This is a genomic window from Streptomyces sp. TSRI0281, from assembly GCF_001905125.1.
In the GTDB taxonomy this organism is placed as follows: domain Bacteria; phylum Actinomycetota; class Actinomycetes; order Streptomycetales; family Streptomycetaceae; genus Streptomyces.
In genome coordinates this window covers 144,657-150,915 of sequence record NZ_LWLE01000013.1, presented here as the reverse complement: position 1 = coordinate 150,915, position 6,259 = coordinate 144,657, and the positions used below count along the sequence as shown (strand labels likewise).

The following is a 6,259-nucleotide window of genomic DNA, read 5'->3' as shown; positions in this document are numbered from 1 at the left end:
TTCGCATGACGCGAACCCGGCACATTCGTATGCGCCAGCTCATCCACCAACGCCACCGCCGGAGCCCGCTCCAGCACCGCATCGACATCCATCTCGGTGAAAACCGCCGAACGGTACTCGATCTCACTGCGCCGCACCTGCTCCAGACCGTGCAGCATCACCTCCGTACGCGGCCGCCCATGATGCTCCACGAACGCCACCACACAGTCCGTACCCCGCTCCACCCGACGATGCGCCTCCGACAACATCGCGTACGTCTTACCGACACCGGGTGCCGCACCCAGATAGATTCGAAGCTTGCCGCGCGCCATGGCCCCATTGTCTTCTCGAATCCGGCGTTGTCTCTCATCAGCCGGTGGCGCCCGGAGCGGCGGCCGATGTCGACGCTACTCCGAAGATTTCGGACATCGCGGGCTGAGGGTGGGGGCGGCAGCCGTATTGACGGAACCCTGATGCCTTCCCGGTCGCCGCCCGACGGCGCTGCGACCTGCCGGAAAGCCCGCAGGCGGACGCCCTGCCGGCCGGCCGGCAGGCCCGTTACGCGTGCCCGACAGTTCTGCCCCGGGGGTCGTCCCCGGGGCTGTCCTGCCGGGCAGGCCGTCACACGTGCTCGACGATCCGGTCGTCACGCATATTCGACGGTCGTCACACGCGCTCGACGATCCGGTCGTTACGCGTGCTCGACGCGGCCGGTCGTTACGCGTGCTCGACGATGTGCCCGTCGCTCAGCTCCAGGACCCGGTCGGCGAAGCCCAGCAGCTGGGGGTCGTGGGTGGCGACCAGGGCGGTGACGTTCTCGCTGCGGACGACCGCGCGCAGCAGCTCCATGACCGCGAGCCCGGTCTCCGCGTCGAGCTGCCCGGTGGGCTCGTCGGCGATCAGGAGGGCGGGGCGGTTGGCGAGCGCCCTGGCGATGGCGACGCGCTGCTGCTGGCCACCGGAGAGTTCGCCGGGGCGCTGCTGGGTGTGGTCGCCGAGGCCGACCAGGGAGAGCAGCAGCGCCACCCGCTCCTCGCGCTCGACCGGGTCGGCCTTGCGCAGCCGCATCGGTACGCCGACGTTCTCGGCGGCGGTCAGGATGGGAATCAGGCCGAACGACTGGAAGATGAAGCCGATCCGGTCGCGGCGCAGTTCGAGCAGCCCGTTCTCGCCCAGTGCGGACATGTCGGTGCCGTCGACGGTGATCCGGCCGCCGTCCGGCGCGTCCAGGCCGCCGACCAGGTTGAGCAGGGTCGTCTTGCCGGAGCCGGAGCGTCCCTTGAGCGCGACCAGTTCGCCGCGCGGGATCTCGAAGGAGACGCCGCGCAGGGCGTGCACGGCGGCGGCGCCCGTGCCGTACGAACGGTGCAGGTCCTCGACGCGCACCATGGGCCCGCGTGCCGGGTCCTCGGCTACGGCCGTGCTGCTCTGTCCGCTGGTGCTCTCGGTCATGTCACTCCCCGTACGTACGCGTCTCTCGCGGTCGCCAGTATGTGCATGAGGCACACGGCCGGGCAATGGTCAGTTCTCGGGCCGCCCGAGTTCGGGGGCCGGCCGAGCGGCCGGAGGGGGTCGGCCGCGGGCGATCACCCCCTCCCCACGCCCTCACGCGCGGTGACGCGGCCCCGCGTCCGCGCGTGCGACGTCCCGTCCGCCGTGCGGTGACGCGGCCCGCGTCCTCGCCTGCGGTGTCCATCGACAGCACGGCGCCCGCCGTGCCCGCCCCTGCGTCGAACTGCTCCGTGAGCCACGGGAAGTCCGTACAGCGGGCGGGCACGGCGGCGAGGCGGGCCGTCCGGGCGGTTCAGGCGCCCTTCGCCAGGTCCTTCAGCGCGATGTTGAGCTGGAGGACGTTGACGCGGGGTTCGCCCATGAAGCCGAGGATGCGGCCGTCGGTGTGGTCCTCGACCAGTTTCTCCACCTCGTTCACGTCGAGGTGGTTCTTCTCCGCGACGCGGCGGATCTGGAGTTCGGCGTAGGCCGGGGAGATGTCGGGGTCGAGACCGGAGCCGGAGGAGGTGACGGCGTCGGCCGGTACATCGGCCGGGTCGACCCGGTGGCCGGGGACGGAGTTGTCCTTGACCACGGCGGCCTTGGCGGCGGTGACCCAGTCGATGAGTTCCTCGTTGTCGCCGGAGCGGTTGGTCGCGCCGGAGAGGATCAGCTTGTACTGGGTGTTGACGCTGTTGCTGCCCAGACCGTTGGAGGGACGGGGCTGGAACCACTTGAGGTCCGGCTCGGCGGTTTCCTGCCCGTCCTTCAGCGGCAGGTCGTAGCGCTGCCCGATGAGGGAGGAGCCGACGACCTTCCCGTTCGCGGTGACTTCGGAGCCGTTGGCCTTGCCGGGGAAGAGTGCCTGGGCGACACCGGTGACGGCGAGCGGGTAGATGACGCCGCAGACCAGGGTGAGGACGAGCAGGGCACGCAGTCCGGCGCCGAGCAGCCGGGCCGTGCTTCCTAGGGAGTTGTTCATGGCAGGTCAGCCGATTCCGGGGATGAGGGAGAGGATCAGGTCGATGATCTTGATGCCGATGAACGGGGCGACGAGGCCGCCCAGTCCGTAGATGCCGAGGTTGCGCCGCAGCATGCTGTCGGCGCTGGAGGGCCGGTAGCTGACGCCCTTCAGGGCGAGCGGGACCAGCGCGATGATGATCAGCGCGTTGAAGATGACGGCGGACAGGATCGCGGATCTCGGGGAGGAGAGGTCCATGATGTTGAGCTTGTCCAGGCCCGGGTAGACCACGGCGAACATGGCCGGGATGATCGCGAAGTACTTCGCGACATCGTTGGCGATGGAGAACGTGGTGAGCGCGCCGCGGGTGATCAGGAGCTGCTTGCCGATCTCGACGATCTCGATCAGCTTGGTCGGATTGGAGTCCAGGTCCACCATGTTCCCGGCCTCCTTCGCGGCCGAGGTACCGGTGTTCATCGCCACACCCACATCCGCCTGAGCCAGAGCCGGAGCATCATTCGTCCCGTCACCCGTCATCGCGACCAGCTTGCCCCCCGCCTGCTCCCGCTTGATCAGAGCCATCTTGTCCTCGGGCGTCGCCTCCGCGAGGAAGTCGTCGACTCCCGCCTCCTCGGCGATGGCCTTCGCGGTCAGCGGGTTGTCACCCGTGATCATGACCGTCCTGATGCCCATGCGGCGCAGCTCGTCGAACCGCTCCTTCATGCCTTCCTTGACGACGTCCTTGAGGTGGATGACACCCAGGACCCGCGCGCCGTCCGCGTCCTCCAGAGCCACCAGCAGCGGCGTGCCGCCGGCCTGGGAGATCCGGTCGGTGAGCGTCTGCGCGTCCTGCGAGACACTGCCGCCACGCTCCTTGACCCAGGCGACGACCGAACCGGTCGCGCCCTTGCGTACCTTGCGCCCGTCGACGTCCACCCCGGACATCCGGGTCTGGGCGGTGAACACGACCCACTCGGCCTGTGTCAGCTCGCCCTGGTGCCGCTCGCGCAGCCCGTACTTCTCCTTGGCCAGGACCACGATCGAGCGGCCCTCGGGTGTCTCGTCGGCCAGCGACGACAGCTGGGCGGCGTCCGCCAGCTCGGCCTCCGTCACGCCCTTGACCGGGACGAACTCGGCGGCCTGCCGGTTGCCCAGCGTGATCGTGCCGGTCTTGTCGAGCAGCAGCGTCGACACATCACCCGCCGCCTCGACCGCGCGCCCGGACATGGCCAGCACATTGCGCTGGACCAGCCGGTCCATGCCCGCGATGCCGATCGCGGAGAGCAGCGCACCGATGGTGGTCGGGATCAGACAGACCAGCAGAGCGGCCAGCACGATCATCGACTGCTTCTCGCCCGCGTAGATCGCGAACGGCTGCAGGGTCACCACGGCCAGCAGGAAGACGATGGTCAGCGAGGCGAGCAGGATGTTCAGCGCGATCTCGTTGGGCGTCTTCTGCCGGGCCGCACCCTCGACCAGGGCGATCATCCGGTCGATGAACGTCTCGCCGGGCTTGGTGGTGATCTTGATGACGATCCGGTCGGAGAGCACCTTGGTACCCCCGGTCACCGCCGAGCGGTCACCGCCGGACTCCCGGATGACCGGTGCCGACTCACCCGTGATCGCGGACTCGTCCACACTCGCGACACCTTCGACGACGTCCCCGTCGCCGGGGATGATGTCGCCCGCCTCGCAGACCACCAGGTCCCCGATGCGCAGATCGGTGCCGGCGACCCGCTCCTCGTTCTTCCCAATGAGCCGTCGGGCGACCGTGTCGGTCTTCGCCCTGCGCAGCGTGTCGGCCTGCGCCTTGCCGCGCCCCTCCGCCACCGCCTCCGCCAGGTTGGCGAAGATCGTCGTCAGCCACAGCCAGCCCGCGATGGCCCAGCCGAACCAGTCCGTCGGATCCAGCACCGCGAGCACGGTGGTGAGCACCGAGCCGATCAGTACGACGAACATCACCGGGGACTTGACCATCACCCGGGGATCCAGCTTGCGGACCGCGTCGGGGAACGAGGTGACCAGTTGCTTGGGGTCGAACAGGCCCCCGCCGACCCGCCCTTCGGGCCCGCGTCCCGTCGGCAGGTCACTGTGGGGCGCGAGGCCCGGATCGGCGGTGGACATGGAGCCGGGCTCCTCAGGCTTCTTTACGTTGGTGGTCATGACGCCAGCCCTTCGGCGAGCGGACCCAGCGCGAGGGCCGGGAAGTAGGTGAGGCCGGTGATGATGAGGATCGTGCCGACCAGCAGACCGCTGAACAGCGGCTTCTGGGTGCCGAGCGTGCCGACGGTCGCCGGTACGGGTTTCTGTTCGGCCAGCGAGCCGGCCAGGGCCAGGACGAACACCATGGGCAGGAACCGGCCGAGCAGCATCGCGATACCGATGGTGGTGTTGAACCACTGGGTGTCCGCGTTCAGCCCGGCGAAGGCCGATCCGTTGTTGTTGGCACCGGAGGTGTAGGCGTACAGGATCTCCGAGAAGCCGTGTGCCCCCGAGTTGGTCATGGAGTTGCCCGGAGTGGGCAGCGCCATGGCCACGGCGGTGAAGCAGAGCACCAGCGCCGGGGTGATCAGGATGTAGCAGGCCGCGAACTTGATCTGGCGGGTGCCGATCTTCTTGCCGAGGTATTCGGGCGTACGGCCGACCATCAGACCCGCGATGAACACCGCGATGATCGCCATGATCAGCATCCCGTAGAGCCCCGAACCGACACCACCGGGCGCGATCTCGCCGAGCTGCATGCCCAGCATGGTGATGCCGCCGCCGAAGCCGGTGTACGAGGAGTGGAAGGAGTTCACCGCACCGGTCGAGGTGAGGGTGGTGGCGACCGCGAAGATCGATGAGCCGCCGACCCCGAACCGGTTCTCCTTGCCCTCCATCGCCCCGCCCGCGATGTCGAACGCGGGGCCGTTGTGGGCGAACTCGGTCCACATCATCAGCGCACTGAAGCCGAGCCAGATGACGCCCATCGTGGCGAGGATCGCGTAGCCCTGCTTGACGTTGCCGACCATCTTGCCGAAGGTCCGGGTCAGGGCGAACGGGATGACCAGGATCAGGAAGATCTCGAAGAGGTTCGAGAGCGGGTTGGGGTTCTCGAAGGGGTGGGACGAGTTGGCGTTGAAGTAACCGCCGCCGTTCGTGCCCAGCTCCTTGATGACCTCCTGCGAGGCGACCGCCCCGCCGTTCCACTGCTGCGTGCCGCCGTTGAACTGGCCGACCTCGTGGATGCCGGAGAAGTTCTGGATGGCGCCGCAGGCGACCAGCACGAGGGCACCGATCACCGCGATCGGGATCAGGATCCGTACGGTGCCGCGCACCAGGTCGGACCAGAAGTTGCCGAGTTCACCGGTGCGGGCGCGGGCGAAGCCGCGTACCAGTGCCACCGCGACGGCCATGCCGACCGCCGCCGAGACGAAGTTCTGCACCGCGAGGCCGCCGGTCTGCACGACATGGCCCATGGCCTGTTCGCCGTAGTACGACTGCCAGTTGGTGTTGGCGACGAAGGACGCCGCCGTGTTGAACGCCTGGTCCGGGTCGATCGACGAGAAGCCGAGCGAGCCGGGCAGGGACCCCTGCACCCGTTGCATCAGGTACAGGAAGAGGACGCTCACCACCGAGAAGGCCAGGACGCCGCGCAGATAGGCGGGCCAGCGCATTTCGGTGGTGGGGTTGGCGCCGATGGCCTTGTATATCCACTTCTCCACCCGCAGATGCCGGTTCGAGGAGTAGACGCGGGCCATGTGGTCGCCGAGCGGACGGTACGCCAGACCCAGCGCCACGACGAGCGCGAGCAACTGGAGCACACCAGCGAGGACGGGGCTCATTTCG

At 68.6% G+C, this 6,259-nt stretch carries 4 protein-coding genes and 1 pseudogene; all 5 read right to left on the bottom strand.

What is annotated here, in order from left to right; genetic code table 11:
* Window positions 1-311: pseudogene (locus A6A29_RS21285) on the bottom strand (histidine kinase); the annotation flags it as partial.
* Between the two features lie 385 nt (window positions 312-696).
* Entirely contained in the window at window positions 697-1,431 is a 735-nt protein-coding gene (locus tag A6A29_RS21280) for an ABC transporter ATP-binding protein (protein WP_073722009.1), read from the bottom strand.
* A gap of 352 nt (window positions 1,432-1,783) precedes the next feature.
* Window positions 1,784-2,452: a potassium-transporting ATPase subunit C gene (locus A6A29_RS21275; protein ID WP_073722007.1), complete on the bottom strand. Its 669-nt coding sequence runs from the start codon at window positions 2,450-2,452 to the stop codon at window positions 1,784-1,786.
* Between the two features lie 6 nt (window positions 2,453-2,458).
* Window positions 2,459-4,594 (bottom strand): potassium-transporting ATPase subunit KdpB, encoded by a 2,136-nt coding sequence (kdpB, locus tag A6A29_RS21270; RefSeq protein WP_241838586.1) that lies wholly within the window; start codon window positions 4,592-4,594, stop codon window positions 2,459-2,461.
* Window positions 4,591-6,255: a potassium-transporting ATPase subunit KdpA gene (kdpA, locus tag A6A29_RS21265; protein WP_073722003.1), complete on the bottom strand. Its 1,665-nt coding sequence runs from the start codon at window positions 6,253-6,255 to the stop codon at window positions 4,591-4,593. Before kdpA ends, kdpB begins: the two co-directional genes overlap by 4 nt.
* Between the last annotated feature and the right edge of the window lie 4 nt (window positions 6,256-6,259).

Coding starts and splice junctions, on each gene's coding strand:
- A6A29_RS21280 (WP_073722009.1), bottom strand. CDS start 1,431: ATGACCGAGAGCACCAGCGGACAGAGCAGCACGGCCGTAGCCGAGGAC.
- A6A29_RS21275 (WP_073722007.1), bottom strand. CDS start 2,452: ATGAACAACTCCCTAGGAAGCACGGCCCGGCTGCTCGGCGCCGGACTG.
- kdpB (WP_241838586.1), bottom strand. CDS start 4,594: ATGACCACCAACGTAAAGAAGCCTGAGGAGCCCGGCTCCATGTCCACC.
- kdpA (WP_073722003.1), bottom strand. CDS start 6,255: ATGAGCCCCGTCCTCGCTGGTGTGCTCCAGTTGCTCGCGCTCGTCGTG.